The organism is Actinoallomurus bryophytorum (assembly GCF_006716425.1).
GTDB classification, from domain to species: domain Bacteria; phylum Actinomycetota; class Actinomycetes; order Streptosporangiales; family Streptosporangiaceae; genus Actinoallomurus; species Actinoallomurus bryophytorum.
In genome coordinates this window covers 191,077-211,749 of sequence record NZ_VFOZ01000003.1, presented here as the reverse complement: position 1 = coordinate 211,749, position 20,673 = coordinate 191,077, and the positions used below count along the sequence as shown (strand labels likewise).

Genomic DNA, 20,673 nt, shown 5'->3' with positions numbered 1-20,673 from the left:
ACGACGCCGGGATCGCCTGAGTCACAGCCGCAGCGACGCGCGTACCGCGTCCTGCCCGGCCTCCCGCATCCGTGCGTGCAGCGCCGCGTTGACCGCGCGGTCCGTGCGGGCCTCCACGATCCGCAGCCCCTCGCCCGCCATGACCTTGGCCAGCCCGTCCATCGACTCCAGCCGTGTGTACGGCAGGGCGTGCGCCGCCGCCAGCGAGGCGATGTCGACGTCATGCGGTGTGCCGAAGACCCGCTCGAAGGGCTCGGGGAACGCCGACTGCGGCAACAGCGAGAAGATCCCGCCACCGGAGTTGTTGATCACCACCAGGGCCAGGTCGGGCCGGCGGTCCTGGGGTCCGATGACCAGACCGTTCTGGTCGTGCAGGAACGCCAGGTCGCCCAGCAGCGCGTACGCCCGGTTGCCGTGCGCGAGCGCGGCACCGATCGCCGTCGACACCAGACCGTCGATACCGCTCGCCCCGCGGCTGGCCAGAATGCGGATGCCCCGCCGCGGATGCATCGTCTGGTCCAGGTCACGGATCGGCATGCTCGCCGCGGCCAGCAGCAGCGACCCGCCCGGCATCGCCGACACCAGGTCACGGGCCAGCCGCGGCTCGGACAGCTCACCGGACTCGTCGAGCACCGCGTCCACCGCGCGGCGCGCGACCAGGTCCGCTGTGCGCCAGCCCTTCAGCCACGCGTCATCACCCGACACGACCGGGATCTCCGCCTCCTGGGCCACCTGCGTGGCCGAGCGCACCGGGTCCGGCCAGCGCGAGAGCGACGGCGTGACCACGACGTGCTCTTCGGCGCGCCGCAGGTAGGACAGCAGCGGGCGCGACAGTCCCGGTTTGCCGAGCGTCACCACGACCTCGGGCCGGTGCCGCTCCACGAACTCCGGCACGCTCAACAGGAAATGGTGCGCCGACAGGGCGTGGTCGCCGTAGCGGGCGTTGCCGTTGGGCTCCGCCAGCACCGGCCAGCCGGCCATCGACGCCGCCGCGACGTAGCGCTTGACGTTGACCGCCCCGTCGCCGACCACGAGCACCCCGCGCCGCGTCGCCGGCACGTGCAGCACCGAACCGGGTGTCGCCGCCCGCACCCTCGTCCACGCACCCGTCGCGTCACCGTCCAGCGGCTCGCACCACGACTCGTCCCCGTCAGGGGTCAGCGGCTCGCGGAAGGGGAGGTTCAGGTGGACCGGGCCCGGGTCCGGGCCCATCGCGAGATGCCACGCGCGGCTCAGGAGCGAACGCCAGTACGCGACCATGCCCGGCCGCTCCTCGGGAGTGCCGACCTCACAGCTCCACCGCACCGCCGAGCCGTACAGCTTGATCTGGTCGATCGTCTGGTTCGCGCCCGTCTCGCGCAGCTCCGGCGGCCGGTCCGCGGTCAGCACCAGCAGCGGCACCCCGGACTCGTGCGCCTCCACGACCGCCGGATGGAAGTTGGCCGCCGCGGTGCCCGACGTGCACACCACGACCACCGGCCGGCCGCTTCGCTTGGCCATGCCGAGCGCCAGGAACGCCGCCGACCGCTCGTCGATCCGCACGTGCATGCGGATCTTGGACTGCTCGTAGAACGCGAGCGCCAACGGCGCGGACCGCGACCCGGGCGCCAGCACCACATCGGTCAGGCCACAGCGCACCAGCTCGTCCACCAGGACGGTCGCCAGAGCGGTCGCCGGATTCACAACACCACCCCACGCTCAGCACGTCGCGCGTCCAGGACGGACCGCGCCTCCGCGGCCCGCCGCAGCCAGCCGTCATCTTCCACCTCGTAGCGGCCCAGGGAGTCCTCGTCGACCTCCGGGCGGCGTACCTCGATCGCACCGTCCACCGCTGCCAGCGGCTCACGTACGACGTCGCCCTCCAGCAGGGACAGCGTGCCGAGCCCGCAGGCGTAGGGCAGCTCCGGCAGCGCGGCGGCCAGCGCCAGTCCTGCCGCGAGCCCCACCGACGTCTCCACGGCGCTGGAGACGACCACGGGCAGCCCGCACGCCTCCGCCACCGCGAGTGCCGCCCGCACTCCGCCGAGCGGCTGGACCTTCAGCACGACGATGTCGGCGGCGTCGGCCGCGCGCACCCGGAGCGGGTCCTCGGCCCGGCGGATCGACTCATCGGCCGCGATCGGGGTGTCCACCCTCCTGCGCACCTCGGCCAGCTCCTCCAGCGTCGCGCACGGCTGCTCGGCGTACTCCAGCTCGCCCAGAGCCGTGATCATCCGTACGGCGGTGTCGGGGTCCCAGGCGCCGTTGGCGTCGACCCGCACCCGGCCGCCGGGTCCCAGCGCGTCGCGTACCGCCTCGACGCGCGCGATGTCGTCCGCCTCGTCCTGCCCGGGCTCGGCCACCTTCACCTTCGCCGTACGGCATCCGGATCCGCGCGTGATCGCGTGGGCGGCGTCCGCGCCGACCGCCGGCACCGTCACGTTGACCGGAATGCGCGTCCGCAGCGGCTCGGGCCAGCCCTCATCGGCCGCTTCGCATGCGGCGGCCAGCCAGCGGGCGCACTCGGCCGGGCCGTACTCGGGGAACGGGGAGAACTCCCCCCACCCGGCCGAGCCACGCACGAGCGCTCCCTCTCTTCGAGTGACGCCGCGAAACCGCGTGCGCATCGGGATGGCGAACACCCGCAATGGCCTGACCCCTTAATCCGTATCCCTCACGTTCGCCCAACCCTACGACCGCACGCCGATGACCCGCGCACCGGATGTCAGTAGTACCAGGGGAAACGGGACCAATCCGGATCGCGCTTCTCGAGGAACGCGTCCCGGCCCTCGGCGGCCTCGTCGGTCATGTACGCCAGCCGGGTCGCCTCACCGGCGAAGACCTGCTGACCGACCAGTCCGTCGTCGATCATGTTAAAGGCGAACTTCAGCATCCGCTGCGCCGCCGGGCTCTTGCCGTTGATCTTTCGCCCCCACTCCAGGGCCGTACGCTCGAGCTCGGCGTGCGGGACGACGGCGTTGACCATGCCCATCCGGTGCGCCGCCTCGGCGTCGTAGGTCTCCCCCAGGAAGAAGATCTCCCGCGCGAACTTCTGCCCGACCTGCCGCGCCAGGTACGCCGACCCGAAACCGCCGTCGAAGCTGGCGACGTCGGCGTCGGTCTGCTTGAAGCGCGCGTGCTCGCGGCTCGCCAGCGTGAGGTCGGCCACGACGTGCAGGCTGTGGCCTCCTCCCGCCGCCCAGCCGGGTACGACGCAGACGACGACCTTGGGCATGACCCGGATCAGCCGCTGGACCTCCAGGATGTGCAGCCGCCCCGAACGCGCCGGGTCGATCGTCGCGGCCGTCTCTCCCTCGGCGTAGCGATAGCCGTCCCGGCCACGGATCCGCTGGTCGCCACCGGAGCAGAACGCCCACCCTCCGTCCTTGGGCGAGGGCCCGTTGCCGGTGAGCAGCACGCAGCCGACGTCACTGGACATCCGTGCGTGGTCCAGCACCCGGTAGAGCTCGTCCACGGTGTGCGGGCGGAACGCGTTGCGGACCTCGGGCCGGTTGAACGCGATACGTACGGTGCCGTGATCGGTGGCCCGGTGGTAGGTGATGTCGGTGAGGTCGAAGCCCTCCACCGCCCGCCACGCGTCCGGGTCGAACAACTCCGAGACCATGCCTGTCCTCTCCTGCCGTCGGCGCCCTGCCATTCAAGCGGTCGGCCGCCTGCCTTGGCGAAGAGGGGGCTCTGTAAGAGACGAGGGGGGAGCGAACCGGCCGCCCGCCTTTACATAGTAAGTTCGATCTTGGATCACCTGGTTCAACCCGCGGAACCGGCCTCGATTAGCCTGGCGACTGCCATGAGCCGAACCCTTCACGCCGTCGTCCTGCCGCCGGGCCCTCTCCTCGCCCGCCGCCTGGAGGCCGCCCTCGACGGCAGCGGCCCCGCGATCTGCCCCCTCTCCCCCGGGCTGCCCGAGCCGGCGCTGCGCTCGATCGTCGACGCGCTCGCTCCGGCCGCGGTGGAGACCGCCGCCGGTACGGACTCCCTCGGCGCCGGACGCCCTGCCGACGCCGCGGTCCTGATCTCGACCTCGGGCTCGACCGGGCAGCCGAAGATCGTCGAGCTGTCCGCCGAGGCGCTGACCTCCTCCGCGGCGGCGACGCTCCGGCGTGTCGGCGCCGCCCCCGGTGACCGCTGGCTGTGCTGCCTGCCCACCGACCACATCGCGGGCGTCCAGGTGCTCACCCGGTCGATCCTCGCGGGCACGACACCGGTCATCCACGAGCGCTTCTCCGCCGAGGCCGCGCTGTCCAGCGGCGTCGAGCACATCTCGGTGGTCCCGACGCAGCTGCGCCGCATGCTCGGCCACGACCTGTCGGCGTTCTCCTCGATCCTGCTGGGCGGTGCCGCCGCTCCCCCGGACCTGCTGGCGGCCGCGCGGGCCGACGGCGGGCGGATCCTGACGACGTACGGCATGAGCGAGACGTGCGGCGGCTGTGTGTACGACGGCGTGCCACTCGACGGCGTCTCCGCCGTCGTGGGCGACGACGGGCGGATCCGGCTCGCCGGGCCGGTCCTGTTCGGCGGCTACCGGCTGCGGCCGGACCTGACCGCCGCGGTCATGGACGGGGGCTGGTTCGTCACCGGCGACCTCGGCGTGGTCGAGAACGGGACCCTGCGCGTGCGGGGACGGGCCGACGACGTCATCAACACCGGCGGCGAGAAGGTCGTCGCCGGCGAGGTCGAACACGTCCTGCGCACTCATCCGGCCGTCGAGGACGTGGTCGTGGTCGGACGGCCCGACCCCGAGTGGGGCGAGCTGGTCACCGCGGTCGTGGTCGGCTCGGTCACGCTCGCGGAACTGCGCGACCACGTCCGTGCGACCCTGCCCGCCCACGCCGCTCCCCGCGCCGTGGAGCTCGTCGCCGAGATTCCGCTGCTGGCATCGGGAAAGCCGGACCGGGTCCGGCTGCGTGGCCGGTTCTGAGAGAATCCCTCGTCGTGGTCGTACGTCGTGGACTGGCCGTGCTGGCACTGCTCGGGCTGGCGGCATGCTCGGCCGGTGGGCATCCGAAGCAGCGGCCCTCCGGCCCTCCCCTGGTGATCCCGAAACCGTCGCCGTCGCCCACCGGCAGACCGCACGCGGCGCGCCCCGGCGAGATCTGCGGGAAGATCACCACGATCGCCGGCTCGTCGGCGCGCGTGGTCGTCGTGCGGGGCCGTACGACCTGCGCGACGGCGTTGCGCGTCCTCGGCAAGTACAACGACCCCGCCGTCCCCGCCGAGGGCACGGCCGGTCTGGCCGTCGTCGACCACTGGACCTGCCAGACTCGGCGTACGGTCACGACCTGCACGCTCAGGTCGACCGTGATCCAGTCGCGTCCGTAGGAGACCAGGTGCTGATCGAGAACACGCTGGCCGAGCTCGGCCTCGTCCTCCCCGAGCCGATGCGCCTGCCGCCCGGTGCCGTGCTGCCCTTCCCCTGGGTACGCGTGCGGGGCGGGCGCGCCTTCGTCTCCGGGCACGGCCCGCTGCTCCCCGACGGGTCCCTGGCCGGTCCGCTCGGCAAGGTCGGCGACCAGGTCACGCCGGAGCAGGCCTATGAGGCGTCGCGCCTCACCGCGCTGGCGATCCTGTCCAGTCTCCGGCGCGAGCTCGGCGACCTGGACCGGGTCACGGCGTGGCTCCGGGTCTTCGGGATGATCAACACCGCACCGGGCTTCACGGCGACGCCGACGGTGATCAACGGTTTCTCGGACCTGATCCTGCGGCTGTGGGGACCGGACGCGGGCAGCCATGCCCGGTCGGCGGTCGGGATGGCGGAGCTGCCGTTCTCCATCCCGGTCGAGATCGAGGCCGAGGTGGAGATCGACGGCTGAGGCGGGTGCCGGCCCGTGGGGACCGCGAGCGCGGTGGGGCCGGTGTGCGCGTGCGGGTGTGACAAGAGTGGCCCTTGTCACACAGAGCGACCGGCGGGCCGCGATGACCAGGGTGCCGGGACCGGACGTGACGGCGTCCGCGGACGTTGTCACCGGTCAGAACGGCGCAGTGCACGGCGGCCGGAAACGTCAGACTTTACGGTGGAGCCGCCCCCGGGCACGTGAAAGATTCCGCCGTGCGGGAACAACCCAGACACAACTGCGCGTTTCGGATAGTGCGCGCATTTGCCATGACACACGTCCCATGCCGCCAAGATACGAAGGGAGGGAGGTGTCCTCATGTCGCGAAACGCCGCTGCTGCGACCGCAGCGCCGACCACGACGCCTCTCGAGGAGCTTCTCGACCGTGGCCATTCCCAGGGGCACCTCTCGCTTGACGAGGTGCGGAAGGCCTTTCAGGAAGTCGGTATCACCCCCGCGCAGGGCCGCTCCATCATCCGCGAGCTGACCGATGCCGGAGTCCGGCTGGCCAGCGAGGACAAGACCGCCGAGAAGCAGCAGGCCACGTCCACCAAGAAAAAGGGTACGGGCACTGTCAAGAAGGCTCCGCCCGCCAAGCCCGCCCCGTCCAAGGCGAAGCCGGCCCGGTCCAAGACGGCGACGAGGACCACTCGTACCGCCAGGTCCGGCAAGGCCGAGACCGCCGAGCCGGCAGAGCAGCCGGCAGAGCGGCGCACCGATCGCGGACCGGCCGGGAACGAGGCCGTGACCGAACCGGTGACCCCGGTCGAGGCCGACGACTTCGAGGTGGACGCCCCGACGGATCTCGATGACCAGTCATCGGTCATGGGCGACTCCGTGCACACGTACCTGAAGGCCATCGGCCGGCGCCAGCTGCTCACCGCGGCTCAGGAGGTCGACCTCGCCAAGCGCATCGAGGCCGGGCTCTACGCCGAGCACAAGCTGGAGAGCGGCGGCAGGCTGTCCGCACGTGCCCGTGCGGACCTGCGCCTCGTCGCCGAGGACGGCCAGCGGGCCAAGGCTCACATGCTGGAGGCCAACCTCCGGCTCGTCGTCTCGGTCGCCAAGAAGTACGCCGACCGCGGCCTGTCGCTGCTCGACGTCGTGCAGGAGGGCAACCTCGGCCTGATCCGCGCGGTCGAGAAGTTCGACTACACCAAGGGCTACAAGTTCTCCACGTACGCCATGTGGTGGATCCGCCAGGCCATCCAGCGGGGGTTCGCCGACTCGGCCCGTACGATCCGGCTCCCGGTGCACGTCCTGGAGATGCTGAGCAAGCTGAGCCGCGTCGAGCGGGAGATGCACCAGCGTCTCGGCCGCGAGCCGACTCCCGAGGAGCTGGGCGTGGAGCTCGACAAGAGCCCCGCGCAGGTCCAGGAACTGCTCCGCACCAGCCGCCAGCCGATCAGCCTGGACTCCACGATCGGCGAGGACGGCGAGACCCGGATCGGTGACCTCATCGAGGACACCGACACGCCCGAGGCCTCCGAGCTCGTCGACCGGCAGCTCATGGCCGACCAGCTGCGCCGTGCGCTCGGCGTGCTGTCGGCCCGCGAAGAGAAGATCATGGCGATGCGCTTCGGCCTGTACGACGGCACGCCGCGCACGCTGGACGAGATCGGCAAGCACCTGGGCCTGACCCGGGAGCGGATCCGCCAGCTGGAGAAGGAGTCGCTGTCCAAGCTGCGGCACCCGAGCAACGCCCAGCCGCTGCTCGACTTCGCCAGCTGATCGACCGAACGAAAGAGGGCCCCGCCGTACGGCGGGGCCCTCTTTCGTATGCGGCCGACGGCCCGTCTTGACGCCTCAGGGGGCTCAGCGGCTCACGGCCGTCTCACGCTCCACACGCGACAGCTTCTCGGGATTGCGCACCAGGTAGAGCCCGGTGACCAGGCCGCCCTCGACCCGCATCGCCACGACGCCGTCGATCTCCCCGTCGAGCCGTACGACCAGGGCCGGACCGCCGTTGACCTGCGCCGGCTCGAACGACATCCCGGCGCCGGCCTTCACCGCGCCGGCGGTGAAGACGCGGGCCACCTTGGCGGCGCCCACGATGGGCCGCAGCCGGGCCCGCTTGACCCCGCCGCCGTCGGTCAGGGCGACGACGTCCGGTGCGAGGATGTCGAGCAGGCTCTGCAGGTCACCCGTCTCGACCGCCCGCTGGAACGCCTGGAGCGCACCTCGCATCTCGGCCGGCGAGACGGTCCCCCGCGGTCGGCGCGCGGCCACGTGTGCCCGCGCCCGGTGGGCGATCTGGCGGACCGCGGCCGGGCTCTTGCCGACGGCCTCCGCGATCTCGTAGTACTTCAGGTCGAACACCTCGCGCAGCACGAACACCGCCCGTTCGGTCGGCGTGAGCGTCTCCAGCACCAGCAACATCGCCATCGAGACGCTGTCGGCCAGCTCGACGTCCTCGGCCACGTCGGGCGCGGTCAGCAGCGGCTCGGGGAGCCAGGGCCCGACGTAGGACTCCCTGCGCCGGCCGAGCGTACGCAGCCGGGTGAGCGCCTGCCGGGTCGTGATCCGGACCAGGTACGCGCGCCGGTCCCGCACCGCGCCGAGATCGACGCCCGCCCACCGAAGCCAGGTCTCCTGCAGGACGTCCTCGGCGTCCGCGGCAGAGCCGAGCATCTCGTAGGCGATGGTGAACAGCAGGTTGCGGTAGGCGACGAACGCCTCCGTGGCGGGATCCGGGCGGCCGTCCTCGCTCATGGGCTCGCTCATGCCCCCATCACGACCTCTCTGCGCTCTCGACTCACGTGCATAAGACACCAGGTCCCGCCGTTCTGTGACACCACCGCCGCGAAGAGAAGGAATCGGAGAACGATCGACACCGGACGCCGGCCGGCTATGGCGCACGTCACGTGGGCGCGGTGTCACGAGGGCCGGGCCGCCGGCATCTGGTGTTCGACCGGTTTCCCCAGCAAGGAGTGCGCAATGAATGCTCGACTGGACCTGTCCGGCAGCCCCGTCACCGCGAAGTTCATGCGGCACCTCGCCTCGGCGAGCAAGGTGGTCATCGCGGACTCGACACTGCCGGCCGCGACCCGGCACCTGGTGGTGCTCCGCGCGAGCCAGATCAACGGCTGCGGCTTCTGCACCGACCTCCACACCAAAGACGCCGCGCACGCCGGGGAGACCGCGGTGCGCGTCAACCTGGTCGCGGCCTGGCGGGAGTCCACGGTCTTCACCGGCGCCGAGCGCGCCGCCCTGGAGCTGACCGAGCAGGGCACCCGCATCGCCGACGCCGCCGGTGGTGTCACGGACGAGGCCTGGGCGGTCGCCGCCGAGCACTACGACGAGGAGCAGCTCTTCGCCCTGGTGTCACTCATCGCCCTCATCAACACCGCCAACCGCCTGGGCGTCATCACCCGGCAGCCCGGCGGCGGCTACCGGCCCGGCCGGTCCGGATGACCGGGAGTATCCGGCGGCCGCGACGTACGGGGTCGTGCGTGGCGGAGCGGGCGGCCTGACCGGTCAGGAATCGAGAAGCGCCGGTCACGAAGCCGCAGCTAGCGTGGTCGCCGTGGAACTTTTCGTCCGCGCTCGAACCGGACGGTTCCCCCCGGACCCACGACTTCAGGAGTGACCATGACCGGATCTTCCACCCAGGGAATCAAGACCGTGCTGCATCCCGTCTCCGACCTGGCGAAGGCCAAGGCGGTGTACGCCGCCCTGCTCGGCGTGCCGCCGCAGGCCGACGAGTCCTATTACGTCGGCTTCGAGGCCGAGGGCCAGCACATCGGGCTGGTCCCGGGCCGCGGGCCGCAGGACGTCACCTCACCGGTGGCCTACTGGCACGTGCCGGACATCGAGGCGAAGCTGGCCGAGGTGATCGCCGCGGGTGCCACCCTGAAGGAGCCCGCGCGCGATGTCGGTGGCGGCCGCCTGGTGGCCACCGTCACCGACCCCGACGGCAACGTGCTCGGACTGCTCCAGGACGGGTGAGCGAAGGCCCCGCTCCCGCGGCGCGGGAGCGGGGCCACCGGTTTCGGCCCATGTGCGCCGGTCATGCCGTACCGCCGCAGAACCGGACGTACTCTGGCTGGTCAGATCGAGCCAGGCGGCCCCGCCCCACAGATGGAGACACGATGAGCATGGCCACGAGAACGGACACGCAGTCGCCTGCGCCGCACTCTGCCGACAGCCACGACCTGATCCGCGTGCACGGCGCGCGTGTGAACAACCTCAAGGACATCAGCATCGAGATCCCGAAGCGCCGGCTGACGGTGTTCACCGGCGTCTCCGGCTCGGGCAAGAGCTCGCTGGTGTTCGGCACGATCGCCGCGGAGTCACAACGGCTGATCAACGAGACCTACAGCGCCTTCGTGCAGGGCTTCATGCCGACGCTCGCGCGGCCCGAGGTCGACGTACTCGAAGGGCTGACGACCGCGATCATCGTCGACCAGCAGCGGATGGGCGCCGACCCCCGCTCCACCGTCGGCACCGCCACCGACGCCAACGCGATGCTGCGCATCCTCTTCAGCAGGCTCGGGCGGCCGCACATCGGCTCGCCCAAGGCGTACTCCTTCAACGTCGCCTCGATCAGCGGGGCGGGCGCCGTCAAGCTGGAGCGCGGCGGGAAGACCGTGAAGGAGCGACGCAGCTTCAAGATCACCGGTGGCATGTGCCCACGCTGCGAAGGCCGGGGCGCGGTCACCGACTTCGACCTGTCCGCGCTGTACGACGACCGCAAGTCGCTCAACGATGGTGCGCTCACGATCCCCGGCTACAGCGTCGACGGCTGGTTCGGCCGCATCTTCCTCGGCTGCGGCTTCTTCGACCCTGACAAGCCGATCCGCGATTTCACCAAGAAGGAGCTCCACGACCTCCTCCACAAGGAGCCGACCAAGATCAAGGTCGACAACATCAACCTGACGTACGAGGGTCTGATCCCGAAGATCCAAAAATCGATGCTCTCCAAGGACGTCGACGCGCTGCAGCCGCACATCCGGGCGTTCGTGGAGCGGGCGATCACCTTCACCACCTGCCCCGAGTGCGACGGCACCCGGCTGAGCGAGGCCGCCCGGTCGTCGAAGATCGAGGGGATCAGCATCGCCGACGCCTGCGCGATGCAGATCAGCGACCTCGCCGGATGGGTGCGGAACCTGGACGAACCGTCCGTCGCGCCGCTGCTGGCGACGCTGGCGCACACTCTCGACTCGTTCGTCGAGATCGGGCTCGGCTACCTCAGCCTCGACCGCCCGTCGGGCACGCTGTCCGGCGGCGAGGCGCAGCGCACCAAGATGATCCGCCACCTCGGATCCTCGCTCACCGACGTCACCTACGTCTTCGACGAGCCGACGATCGGGCTGCACCCCCACGACATCCAGCGGATGAACGACCTGCTGCTTCAGCTGAGGAACAAGGGCAACACGGTGCTCGTCGTGGAGCACAAGCCGGAGACGATCGCGATCGCCGACCACGTCGTCGACCTCGGGCCCGGCGCCGGTACGGCGGGGGGCACCGTCTGCTTCGAGGGCACCGTCGAGGGGCTGCGGGCGAGCGGCACCATCACCGGCCGCCATTTCGACGACCGGGCCGCTCTGAAGGAGTCGGTGCGCAAGCCCACCGGCACGCTGGAGATCCGCGGCGCCACCTCACACAACCTGCGGGACGTCGACGTCGACATCCCGCTCGGGGTGCTCTGCGTGATCACCGGTGTGGCGGGCTCCGGCAAGAGCTCGCTCGTGCACGGGTCGATCCCTCCCGGCGAGGATGTGGTCTCGATCGACCAGACCGCGATCCGCGGCTCGCGGCGGAGCAACCCGGCGACGTACACCGGACTGCTCGACCCGATCCGCAAGGCGTTCGCTAAGGCCAACGGCGTGAAGCCGGCACTGTTCAGCGCCAACTCCGAGGGCGCGTGCCCCGGCTGCAACGGCGCCGGCGTCGTCTACACGGACCTGGCGATGATGGCCGGCGTCGCCACCACCTGCGAGGAGTGCGAGGGCAAGCGGTTCGAGGCATCGGTGCTGGACCACCACCTCGGGGGCCGCGACATCAGCGAGGTGCTCGCGATGCCGGTGACCGAGGCCGAGGAGTTCTTCGGCGCCGGCGAGGCACGCACGCCCGCGGCGCACAAGATCCTCGAACGGCTCTCCGACGTCGGGCTCGGCTACCTCAGCCTCGGCCAGCCGCTCACGACGCTGTCCGGCGGCGAGCGGCAGCGGCTCAAGCTGGCCACCCACATGGCCGAGAAGAGCGGCGTCTACGTCCTCGACGAGCCGACCACCGGCCTCCACCTCGCCGACGTCGAGCAACTGCTCGGCCTGCTCGACCGGCTCGTCGACTCCGGCAAGTCGGTCATCGTCATCGAGCACCACCAGGCGGTCATGGCGCACGCCGACTGGATCATCGACCTGGGCCCCGGCGCCGGCCACGACGGGGGCCGGATCGTCTTCGAGGGCACACCGTCCGACCTCGTCGCCGCCCGCTCCACCCTCACCGGCGAGCACCTCGCGGCCTACGTCGGCGCCTGATGAGATGGGGACGGCCCGGCAGCGGTAGGCAACGCCGGCAGGTCATGGCACGATTTCGCAGGTGACCAGTACACCCGCCACGGCGCAGCACCTGAGCGACCTCGCGCGGTTGCGCCGCGTCCGCGACCGGATCGACCGGGAGTACGCGCGACCGCTGGACGTCGAGGCGCTCGCCCGTGGCGCGCACATGTCGGCCGGGCACCTCAGCCGCCGGTTCCGGCTCGCCTACGGCGAGTCGCCGTACTCCTATCTGATGACGCGGCGGATCGAGCGTGCGATGGCGCTGCTGCGCCGGGGCGACCTCAGCGTCACCGAGGTCTGTTTCGCGGTCGGCTGCTCGTCACTCGGCACCTTCAGCACCCGCTTCACCGAACTGGTCGGCATGCCGCCCAGCACCTACCGTGACGACGCGGCGCGCGCGACCGCGGGGATCCCGTCCTGCGTCGCGAAACAGGTGACCCGGCCGGTCAGGAACCGGCGGGCACCGGCCACGAACCCGCCGCCGGAGTAGCCGTAGCCGGCCGCGACCATCCCCCTGCGGACGAGGGTCGCGGCCTGTCCGTCCCTTCTTCCCGCGCCACCGCCCCGGTCAGAGGGGCTCGGCCAGCGGCGGCCGGTCCGGGAGGCTCTCGGTGAACAGTGGATCACACGCCAGCCGGTAGCCGCGCTTGACCACGGTCTCCACGAGACCGCCCCGGCCCAGGCCACGGCGCAGCCGCGCCACCGCCATCTCCACCGCGTGCTCGTCCGGCCGCTGCCGGCTCGGCGGGCCGCCGGGTAGACCGCGGCTGGGGAGCACGCTGGTCAGCTCGGCGCGAGAGACCACATGCCCGGGACGGCGGGCGAGCGCCCGCAGGATCGCCATCGGCGCGGGGGCGATCGGCTTCAGCTGCCCGTCGAGGACCACGGCGTGCCCGCGAAGCTCCAGGGCATGGCCGTGCACGGCGACGCGGCTCGCGCGACGGGCCGGCAGCTCCACCGCCAGAGCACGTACGAGCGCGCTCAGCCGCGCGCGCTCCGGGCTGATCGGCACCACTCCCCTCTCCTGCAGCGGCGCGGCGGTCACCGGCCCCACGCAGGCGGCCACGACATGGGTGCGCAGTGCGTCCAGCAGCATCGCTTCCAGGTTGTCCTCCGCCGCGACCGCCATCATCGCGGCCACCGCAGGGGCACTGGTGAACGTGATCGCGTCCACGGTGCCGGCCACCGCCTGCCCGAGGAGGCGGCGCAGCGGCGTCGGATCGTCGGTACGCGCCCAGCGGTAGACGGGGATCTCCACCACCTCGGCGCCGGCGCGCCGCAGGGTATTCGTCAGGTGCGGCGTCGGCTCGCCGTACAGCTGGATGGCGATCCGGCGCCCGGTGAGGTCCTCCTCCAGCAGGTGCCGCAGGATCTCCTCCCAGCTCTCCGATGCCGGCGACCATGCCTCGGCCATCCCCGCGGCACGCACGGCTCCCCGGGCCCGCGGTCCGCGGGTCAGGATCCGGGCATCGCCCAGCAGCTTGACCAGTCGCTCGTGCAGACCCCAGCCCTCGACCGTCTCCAGCCAGGCGCGGAACCCGACACCCGCCGTGATGATCACGTCGTCGACGGGCCGGGACAGCAGCTCGCGTGTCGCGTCGAGCAGCTCGACGTCGTCGGCGAGCGGCACCAGGCGGATCGCCGGGGCGTACACGACGCGGGCGCCCTTGCGTTCCAGCAGCGCCGACAGCTCCTCGCGACGGCGGGCGGCCGTGACCCCGACCGTGAACCCGGCCAGCGGCTCGTCGTTCACTGCTCGGCCACCTCCACGCGTTTTCGCACCGGCGCGCCGGTCACAGGCGCCGTGGCGTCGCGTGGAGGGCCAAGGCCGTCGATGAAGGAGGTGGTGCGGGGTTCGATCAGGACCGTACGAGCCGGGCGCCTTGACAAAGTAAGGTTGCCTCGGGCCACACCGGCGAAGCCGGCAGCGGATCCGCACGCCTCCATGACGACACGGCCGGTCATCTGTTCACCTCTCCCCGACGACGACTTGACCACGATCTTTACGACGGGGCGTTTCGGGCCTGGGTCCCGCTTGTTACCGCTGTGCTACAAGCCGCTCACTACTACCCTGACCTGCGGATCTTCACGGCGGCCGAGACACAGGCCGGCAACAGGCGGGGTGTTCCCGGCCGCGAACGGCGGCCGGGACGGGCATGCGGAAAAGCGGCGGTGCGGTGTCGCGGAGTCAGACCGTCTCCGCCGCGAGATGCTCGGCCAGCACCGCACGTTGCGTGCGGCGCGCCTGCTCGTGACGCTCGCGGCCCGCGTCGGTGAGCGTCACGAAGATCGCCCGGCGGTCGTCGTCGCACATGCTGCGCGCGACGAGGCCGCCCCGCTCGAGCCGGGCCACCGTGCGCGACAGGGCACTCTGGCTGAGGTACATGTCGCCGGCGAGATCATGCATCCGCCGCTGCTCACAGGTCGCGTCGACGAGGCGGTCGAGCGCCTCGAACTCGCTCATGCCGATGCCGTGCGCGTCCTGCAGTGCGCGGTCCAGGGCACACGAGACGTTGCTGTAGGAGGCGAGCAGCTCGCGCCAGCGCCGCACGACGGCGTCCTCACCGGCTTCGGTCATGCGCGGACCATAGCATGCCCTCACATTAGTTGCAAGCGCATTTAATGCTTGGACATTCAATGCATGTGCATGTAACTTCGTGCCGGTGACCACGACCGCAACACCTGAGTCCGTCCTTGTCCATCCCGATGTCCCGCAGCGTCAGCGCTGGCCGGCACGGCTGTGGGGCATCCTCGCCGTACTCTCTCTCGTGCTGTTCCTCGACGGACTGGACGTGTCGATGGTCGGCGTCGCGCTACCGTCGATCGGCGACGAGCTCCACCTGGCGACGTCCAGCCTCCAGTGGATCGTCAGCGGCTACGTCCTCGGCTACGGCGGCCTGCTGCTCCTCGGCGGACGCACCGCCGACCTCCTCGGCCGCCGCCGGGTCTTCCTCATCGCCCTGGCGGTGTTCGCCGTCGCGTCCCTGCTCGGCGGCCTCGTCGACTCCGGGCCGCTGCTGATCGCCACCCGTTTCATCAAGGGCGTCAGCGCGGCCTTCACCGCACCGACCGGACTGTCGATCATCACGACGACCTTCGCCGAGGGCCGGATGCGCAACAAGGCACTGTCGATCTACACGGTCTTCGGCGCCAGCGGCTACTCCTCCGGCCTGATCTTCGGCGGCCTGATGACCGGGATCGGCTGGCGGTGGACGTTCCTCATGCCCGTGCCGGTCGCGCTCATCGCGCTCGTGGCCGGATACGTGCTGCTCCCCCGCGGCCTGCCGGCCGCCAAGGGCGGCCACGACATCCTCGGCGCGCTCACCTCGACGGCCGCCATGCTCCTGCTCGTCTACAGCCTCGTCTCGGCTCCCGCACGGGGCTGGACCGGCCCGGTGACGCTCTCGCTGTTCGCCGCGGTGGTCGTCCTGCTGGTCGCGTTCGTGTACGTCGAGCGCCGCGTGGCACATCCGCTGATCCGGCTCGGCATCCTGCGCAAGGGCACGCTCATACGGGCCAACCTCGCGATGGTCGCGCTGTTCGGCTCCTACACCGCGTTCCAGTTCATCGTCACGCTCTACCTGCAGTCCGTGCTGGGATGGGCACCGCTGAAGATGGCCCTCGCGCTGCTGCCGACCGGGCTCCTGGTGGCCCTGAGCGCGCCGTTCGCCGGCACGATGATCGACCGGTTCGGCACCTCCCGGTTCATCGTCGGGGGGCTGGCGGCGATGTCGGCCGGCTACGTGCTGTTCCTGCGGATCGACACCCATCCCGTGTACGTGGTGGCGATCCTGCCGACCGCGATCCTGCTCGGCGTCGGCTTCGCCCTGGGGTTCCCCTCCATCAACGTCCAGGCGACCGCGGGCGTCGGCGACGACGAACAGGGCCTGGCCGCCGGGCTCGTGCAGACCGCCGGTCAGGTCGGCGCGGCGCTCGTGCTGGCCATCACGACCGCGATCATCTCGAGCGGCGGCACGCCCGCCCACACGGCGGCGGGCGTACTCGACGAGTACCGGCCCGGCCTGGTCTTCACGACCTTCGTGGCCGTCGGCGGCCTGGCCATGGCCCTGGTGCCTTTCGTCGTCCGCCGCCGCGCCGTGGCCCTCGCCACCGAGGAGCGGTGACCCCACCGGCCCGCGATGTCGAGACCGGGACGCCGGCTCCGACCCTTTCGCGTGGCGCCCGCACCGGGCACCGCGAACGAGAGGAGCCGAGCGTGAAGTACCTGGTGGGGATCTACGGCCGGGAACACGCGGAGACGACCGGGCGGCTCGAGGCCCTGCTCGAGGAGCTCACCGAGTCCGGTGAGCTGATCGGCGGGGAGACTCTCGCCGACCCCGTGGGCACCCGGACCGTACGCGTCCGCGGGGGTGTTCCGGAGATCGCGGACGGGCCGTTCGGCGGCACCGGGGACCAGCTGGCCGGATACGTCCTGGTCGACTGCGAGAGCATCGAGCGCGCGACCGAGATCGCGGCGCGCCTCCCCGGCGCCGGCTCCGGCGCGGTGGAGGTACGCCCGATCATGGACCTGTCCGGCCAGGAGATGTGACGGGACCTGCCGCACGGCGCGGCAGGTCCCGTGTGGCGTCACGCGCGGTAGGAGCCGTGCTCCAGATCGTGGAGGACGCCCTTGCTCGCGGGATGCCAGCCGTAGAGCTCGGCGGCCCGTGTGGGCACCACCCAGAGATTGCGCGTGAGCTGCCCGGCCAGCGGGCCGAACACGCCGGCGGCCTCCTCCCGCGTCATCGCGGCGGCCGGAACCCCCGCGTTGCGCCCGATCGCCTCGGCGATCTCCCGGAAGGAGGCGGCGCCGGCCTCCACGGCGTGCACCAGCGTCCCGGCGGACGCGGGCGCCTCCACGGCACGTGCGAACAGGTCGGCGGCATCGTCGACGTGGACCGCCGACCAGCGCGTCTCACCGCTGCCGACGTAACGGGCGACAGCGTCCGTCCGGGCGGAGGACAGCAGCGCCGTCGGCAACATGGAGCCGTTCCGCCCGTAGACGAGGCCCAGCCGCACGACCGTGCCCCCGGCCTCCAGCACCCGTTGCTCGCCGCGGCGCTTGAACGGCTGGAGCGTCTCCGCAGCGGCGTCCCGGTCCTCCGAGACCGGTTCAGGTCCGGTGTCCGAGAGCACGAGCGTGCTGCTGGTGTAGATCAGCGGCTTACCTCCGCCACCGTCGAGCAGCGCGCCGAGAGCCGTCTCCTCCTGCGCCGCGAAGGCGGGATCGGTGTAGTCGACGGCGGCGTGCACCACCACGTCCGCCCCCTCGGCGGCCTCCCGCAGGAGCCGCGCGTCCTCGAGTCCGCCCCGCCGGGCCCCGGCTCCCGACCGGCGAACCCGGCGCTCGCTCTCCTCCGTACGGGCCAGCCCGGTGACCGAGTGTCCAGCGGTGACCAGACGGGAGGCGACGACACCGCCGACGTAACCGCCGGCACCGGTGATGAAAACGCGCACGACATGCCTTTCGCTAAATGACCAGGTGGGTCTCAGTAGATCGACGGCCGTGGAAAAGGGGAAAAGCCTGTTCGGCATGCACCCATGCCCGCAGGGCATGGGTGCGCCGTGCCAGGGTGGTGGGGTGAACGACATCGACCTGCGGCAGCTGCGCTACTTCGTCGCGGTGGCCGAGGAACGCAACTTCACCCGGGCCGCGAGCCGGCTGGGCATGACACAGCCGGCGCTGTCCCGTGCGATCAGCGCGCTGGAGCACAGCGTCGGCGTCCCGCTGCTCGTCCGCGACCACCGTGACGTACGGCCGACCGCGGCCGGGCGGGTGCTCTTCGACGAGGCACGCGATCTGGACGATCTCGTACGGGCCGCGGTGACGCGGGCGGTACGGGCCGAACAGGAGGCCCCGTGCCTGCGCGTGACCGCACGCGGCTGCGAGATCGAGGCTCTGGACCACCTCGTACGTGCCTACAATACGAGCCATCCGGGAGAGCGGCCGGCGGAGGCCGTCGTCATCAACTGGCAGGCGCAGACCGACGCGCTACGCGACGGCAAGGTCGACGTGGGGCTCCTGCGCCATCCGTTCGACGACCGCGGGCTCGACAGCGACGTGCTGTGGACCGAGCCGCGCGTCGCCCTGCTGCCCGCCGGGCACGCTCTCGCCTCGCGTACGGTCATCGACCGCGCCGAGCTCGCCGGGGAGACCATCGCGACCTGGCCCGGCACCACCGAGGCGGAGACGGCCCACTGGACCGGCACCGACCTCGCCCCGCACGACTGGCGGCCCGGCCCGGCACTCCAGGACATGAGCCAGCTCACCGCGAACGTGCGGCTGGCGCGCACGATCGGCTTCGCTCCCCTGTCGCTGGTGGGCGACTCCCCGCCCGCCGGCGTCGTCGCGGTGCCCACCGAGGGCCTGTCCGGCAGCCGCCTCCACGTGGCATGGGCGAGCACGGCGACCTCTCCCGACATCGCGCGCTTCGTGCGGCACGCCGCCGCGTACGTCGCGGAGATCTGGACGGTCTGACCCCGGTCAGGCGGCGCCGCGGCGTTCGGCCAGGAGGGCGGAGGGCGTCAGCCCGGACAGGGCACGCACCTCACGGGCCAGGTGGGCCTGGTCGGCGTATCCGGCACGTGCCGCCAGATCCGCCAGGGACGGCCCGGCGGTGTGGTCGGCCAGGTCGAGGAAGCACTGGAACCGCGCGATGCGCGACAGAGTGCGCGGCTCCAGCCCGGTGTTCGCCAGGACCAGGCGGCGCAGGTGCCGCGACGACATGCCGAGGTCCTCGGCGATGTCACCGACACGGGCCCGCCGCCTGAGGCCGCCCAGAGCGCGTTCGACGCGCGGCTCACGCGCACCCGGATCCAGGAAGGAGGGGAGCTCGCCGCGCCGCACCTGGTCCGCGATCCGGCCCGCCTCGCGAGCCGGGAACAGGTCGCGCAGCGGCACCTGGAGGTCGCGGAGCTCGTACGCGGGCAGGCCGAGCGCCGGCCCGATGGCGGCGGTGCGAAGGCGCAGTCCGCGCAGGCGTTCCCCGCCGGAAAGGCGGGGCAGCTGAACCGACGTCGCCGGCCCGACGACGGTCGCCTCCCCCGCCGTGGAGACGATCAGATCGGCGCAGGCGTCCGGCAGGACGCGCTGGACGAAGGCGTCGGAGTCGACGCGTTGCTCCCAGGAGCACTCCACCAGCGGATGCGGCAGGACCGGGCGGTGTTCACGGTAGAACGCCCCCGACGGGGGCGCCGTGTCCGATCCGTTCAAGACAACCTTCCTCCGGTGGGCCCATGCTTCAACGTATGAAACAGCAAGCCCATTTCCTCACCCTGTCGACGCCCGATCTCGACGCCGCCCGCGCGTTCTACTGCGACGGGCTGGGCTGGACGGCGCTCCTCGACGTGCCCGGCGAGATCATCTTCTTCCAGGTGGCGCCCGCGCTGGTCCTCGGGCTCTTCCAGGCGGACAAGTTCGTCGCCGACATGGAGGGCACGCCGGCCGACGGCCGGCTCGGCGGTCTCACCCTGTCGCACAACGTGGACTCCCCCACCGCCGTCGACGCCGCCGTACGGCGTGCGGTCGAGGCGGGTGGCACGCTCGTCAAGCCCCCGCAGACCGCCGCCTTCGGCGGTTACCACGGCCACTTCGCCGACCCCAACGGCGTGGTCTGGGAGGTCTGCCACAACCCGGGCTGGCGCGTCGACGACGCGGGGAAAGTCCATCTCGGTCTCGTCGATTAATTGACCGATCGGTCTCGATACAGCTAACGTACGGGACGTGGCACGGACCAAGCAGTTCGATCCCGACGCGGCGCTCCAGCGGGCGCTGGAGCTGTTCTGGGAGCGCGGATACGAGGCGACCTCGATGGCCGACCTCGTCGAGCACCTGGGCATCGCACGCGCGAGCATCTACGCCACCTTCGGCGGCAAGCACGATCTCTACCTCAAGGCCTGCGAGCGCTACGTCCAGAGCCGCGACCCCGGCGTCGTCGAGATGCTGTCGCAGCCGGGCCCGGCCCTGCCCGCGGTACGCGCCCTGGTCCGCGCCTACGCCGAGGAGTCGATCGGCGACGAGCACCGGCGCGGCTGCCTGGTGGTCAACAGCGCGGTCGAGCTGGCCGGGCGCGACCCGCGTACGGCACGCCTGGTCGCGGCGAGCTGGGACACCGTGGAGACCGCGCTGACCTCGGCGCTGATCCGGGCACGCGCCCAGGGCGAGCTTGCGGACGGCAAGGATCCCCGCGCGCTCGCGCGCTTCCTGCTCGTCCTGCTCCAGGGCATCCAGGTGCTCGGCCGCACCGGCCCTGACCCCGCGCGCCTCCGCGACGCGGCCGAGCAGGCCCTGTCCCTGCTGGACTGACCCGGACCGAGCGACCCCCGACGAGGAGAAGGTT

The 20,673-nt window shown here is 71.6% G+C and carries 21 protein-coding genes; 13 read left to right on the top strand and 8 right to left on the bottom strand.

The annotated features are described in order from the left end of the window. Positions 1-21 precede the first annotated feature (21 nt). The 3 genes from menD to FB559_RS42265 form a co-directional block, all read right to left on the bottom strand. Positions 22-1,683 (bottom strand): 2-succinyl-5-enolpyruvyl-6-hydroxy-3-cyclohexene-1-carboxylic-acid synthase, encoded by a 1,662-nt coding sequence (menD, locus tag FB559_RS42275; RefSeq protein WP_141963667.1) that lies wholly within the window; start codon positions 1,681-1,683, stop codon positions 22-24. Next, complete coding sequence (locus FB559_RS42270) at positions 1,680-2,627, bottom strand: o-succinylbenzoate synthase (protein WP_141963665.1); 948 nt, start codon at positions 2,625-2,627, stop codon at positions 1,680-1,682. Before FB559_RS42270 ends, menD begins: the two co-directional genes overlap by 4 nt. 77 nt (positions 2,628-2,704) lie before the next feature. Next, on the bottom strand, positions 2,705-3,604 hold the full coding sequence (locus tag FB559_RS42265; protein WP_141963663.1) for a 1,4-dihydroxy-2-naphthoyl-CoA synthase: 900 nt from the start codon (positions 3,602-3,604) through the stop codon (positions 2,705-2,707). Positions 3,605-3,787: 183 nt separating this feature from the next. Between FB559_RS42265 and FB559_RS42260 the strand changes: the two genes are divergently transcribed. The 4 genes from FB559_RS42260 to FB559_RS42250 all read left to right on the top strand — a co-directional run bounded on the left by FB559_RS42260 (position 3,788) and on the right by FB559_RS42250 (position 7,562). After that, entirely contained in the window at positions 3,788-4,918 is a 1,131-nt protein-coding gene (locus FB559_RS42260) for an AMP-binding protein (RefSeq protein WP_141963661.1), read from the top strand. Between the two features lie 14 nt (positions 4,919-4,932). Next, entirely contained in the window at positions 4,933-5,319 is a 387-nt protein-coding gene (locus FB559_RS45160) for a hypothetical protein (protein WP_221640733.1), read from the top strand. A gap of 8 nt (positions 5,320-5,327) precedes the next feature. Next, positions 5,328-5,810 carry a RidA family protein gene (locus FB559_RS45155; protein WP_221640732.1) on the top strand — a complete coding sequence of 161 codons (483 nt, stop codon included), beginning with the start codon at positions 5,328-5,330 and terminating at the stop codon, positions 5,808-5,810. A gap of 339 nt (positions 5,811-6,149) precedes the next feature. After that, positions 6,150-7,562 carry an RNA polymerase sigma factor gene (locus tag FB559_RS42250; RefSeq protein ID WP_141963658.1) on the top strand — a complete coding sequence of 471 codons (1,413 nt, stop codon included), beginning with the start codon at positions 6,150-6,152 and terminating at the stop codon, positions 7,560-7,562. Positions 7,563-7,646: 84 nt separating this feature from the next. Here FB559_RS42250 and FB559_RS42245 read toward each other — a convergent pair whose 3' ends face one another. Further along, positions 7,647-8,555, bottom strand: coding sequence for an RNA polymerase sigma-70 factor (locus tag FB559_RS42245; protein WP_246122923.1), 909 nt, complete (start codon positions 8,553-8,555; stop codon positions 7,647-7,649). Between the two features lie 213 nt (positions 8,556-8,768). Here FB559_RS42245 and FB559_RS42240 point away from each other — a divergent pair, with 213 nt between their 5' ends. The 4 genes from FB559_RS42240 (at position 8,769) to FB559_RS42225 (ending at position 12,824) form a co-directional block, all read left to right on the top strand. Further along, positions 8,769-9,245: a carboxymuconolactone decarboxylase family protein gene (locus FB559_RS42240; RefSeq protein ID WP_141963656.1), complete on the top strand. Its 477-nt coding sequence runs from the start codon at positions 8,769-8,771 to the stop codon at positions 9,243-9,245. A 177-nt stretch (positions 9,246-9,422) separates the two neighbouring features. Next, positions 9,423-9,779: a VOC family protein gene (locus FB559_RS42235; protein WP_141963654.1), complete on the top strand. Its 357-nt coding sequence runs from the start codon at positions 9,423-9,425 to the stop codon at positions 9,777-9,779. A gap of 143 nt (positions 9,780-9,922) precedes the next feature. Then, positions 9,923-12,313 (top strand): ATP-binding cassette domain-containing protein, encoded by a 2,391-nt coding sequence (locus FB559_RS42230; RefSeq protein ID WP_141963652.1) that lies wholly within the window; start codon positions 9,923-9,925, stop codon positions 12,311-12,313. Positions 12,314-12,365: 52 nt separating this feature from the next. Continuing rightward, on the top strand, positions 12,366-12,824 hold the full coding sequence (locus tag FB559_RS42225) for a helix-turn-helix transcriptional regulator (RefSeq protein ID WP_221640762.1): 459 nt from the start codon (positions 12,366-12,368) through the stop codon (positions 12,822-12,824). A gap of 78 nt (positions 12,825-12,902) precedes the next feature. Here the strand turns inward: FB559_RS42225 and FB559_RS42220 are convergent, their stop codons facing one another. Together FB559_RS42220 and FB559_RS42215 are read right to left on the bottom strand one after the other, a co-directional pair. Beyond that, positions 12,903-14,087: a uroporphyrinogen-III synthase gene (locus tag FB559_RS42220; protein ID WP_246122922.1), complete on the bottom strand. Its 1,185-nt coding sequence runs from the start codon at positions 14,085-14,087 to the stop codon at positions 12,903-12,905. Between the two features lie 435 nt (positions 14,088-14,522). Further along, entirely contained in the window at positions 14,523-14,912 is a 390-nt protein-coding gene (locus FB559_RS42215; RefSeq protein WP_141963648.1) for a MarR family winged helix-turn-helix transcriptional regulator, read from the bottom strand. An 85-nt stretch (positions 14,913-14,997) separates the two neighbouring features. Here FB559_RS42215 and FB559_RS42210 point away from each other — a divergent pair, with 85 nt between their 5' ends. Then, positions 14,998-16,458, top strand: a complete 1,461-nt coding sequence (locus FB559_RS42210) for an MFS transporter (protein ID WP_246122921.1) — start codon at positions 14,998-15,000, stop codon at positions 16,456-16,458. Between the two features lie 92 nt (positions 16,459-16,550). Beyond that, positions 16,551-16,883, top strand: a complete 333-nt coding sequence (locus FB559_RS42205) for a YciI family protein (RefSeq protein WP_141963644.1) — start codon at positions 16,551-16,553, stop codon at positions 16,881-16,883. Positions 16,884-16,921: 38 nt separating this feature from the next. Here FB559_RS42205 and FB559_RS42200 read toward each other — a convergent pair whose 3' ends face one another. Then, positions 16,922-17,791, bottom strand: a complete 870-nt coding sequence (locus FB559_RS42200; protein WP_185792750.1) for an NAD-dependent epimerase/dehydratase family protein — start codon at positions 17,789-17,791, stop codon at positions 16,922-16,924. A gap of 124 nt (positions 17,792-17,915) precedes the next feature. Between FB559_RS42200 and FB559_RS42195 the strand changes: the two genes are divergently transcribed. Next, positions 17,916-18,812: a LysR family transcriptional regulator gene (locus FB559_RS42195; protein WP_221640730.1), complete on the top strand. Its 897-nt coding sequence runs from the start codon at positions 17,916-17,918 to the stop codon at positions 18,810-18,812. Positions 18,813-18,818: 6 nt separating this feature from the next. Here FB559_RS42195 and FB559_RS42190 read toward each other — a convergent pair whose 3' ends face one another. Continuing rightward, positions 18,819-19,547, bottom strand: a complete 729-nt coding sequence (locus FB559_RS42190; protein WP_141963640.1) for a helix-turn-helix domain-containing protein — start codon at positions 19,545-19,547, stop codon at positions 18,819-18,821. 35 nt (positions 19,548-19,582) lie between these two features. On the opposite strand from FB559_RS42190, the gene FB559_RS42185 reads away from it, so the two are divergent. Together FB559_RS42185 and FB559_RS42180 are read left to right on the top strand one after the other, a co-directional pair. Further along, complete coding sequence (locus FB559_RS42185; RefSeq protein ID WP_141963638.1) at positions 19,583-20,020, top strand: VOC family protein; 438 nt, start codon at positions 19,583-19,585, stop codon at positions 20,018-20,020. 37 nt (positions 20,021-20,057) lie between these two features. Further along, positions 20,058-20,639: a TetR/AcrR family transcriptional regulator gene (locus tag FB559_RS42180; protein WP_141963636.1), complete on the top strand. Its 582-nt coding sequence runs from the start codon at positions 20,058-20,060 to the stop codon at positions 20,637-20,639. Positions 20,640-20,673 lie beyond the last annotated feature (34 nt).

Coding starts and splice junctions, on each gene's coding strand:
- FB559_RS42265 (WP_141963663.1), bottom strand. CDS start 3,604: ATGGTCTCGGAGTTGTTCGACCCGGACGCGTGGCGGGCGGTGGAGGGC.
- FB559_RS42260 (WP_141963661.1), top strand. CDS start 3,788: ATGAGCCGAACCCTTCACGCCGTCGTCCTGCCGCCGGGCCCTCTCCTC.
- FB559_RS42250 (WP_141963658.1), top strand. CDS start 6,150: ATGTCGCGAAACGCCGCTGCTGCGACCGCAGCGCCGACCACGACGCCT.
- FB559_RS42245 (WP_246122923.1), bottom strand. CDS start 8,555: ATGAGCGAGCCCATGAGCGAGGACGGCCGCCCGGATCCCGCCACGGAG.
- FB559_RS42240 (WP_141963656.1), top strand. CDS start 8,769: ATGAATGCTCGACTGGACCTGTCCGGCAGCCCCGTCACCGCGAAGTTC.
- FB559_RS42235 (WP_141963654.1), top strand. CDS start 9,423: ATGACCGGATCTTCCACCCAGGGAATCAAGACCGTGCTGCATCCCGTC.
- FB559_RS42230 (WP_141963652.1), top strand. CDS start 9,923: ATGAGCATGGCCACGAGAACGGACACGCAGTCGCCTGCGCCGCACTCT.
- FB559_RS42215 (WP_141963648.1), bottom strand. CDS start 14,912: ATGACCGAAGCCGGTGAGGACGCCGTCGTGCGGCGCTGGCGCGAGCTG.
- FB559_RS42185 (WP_141963638.1), top strand. CDS start 19,583: ATGAAACAGCAAGCCCATTTCCTCACCCTGTCGACGCCCGATCTCGAC.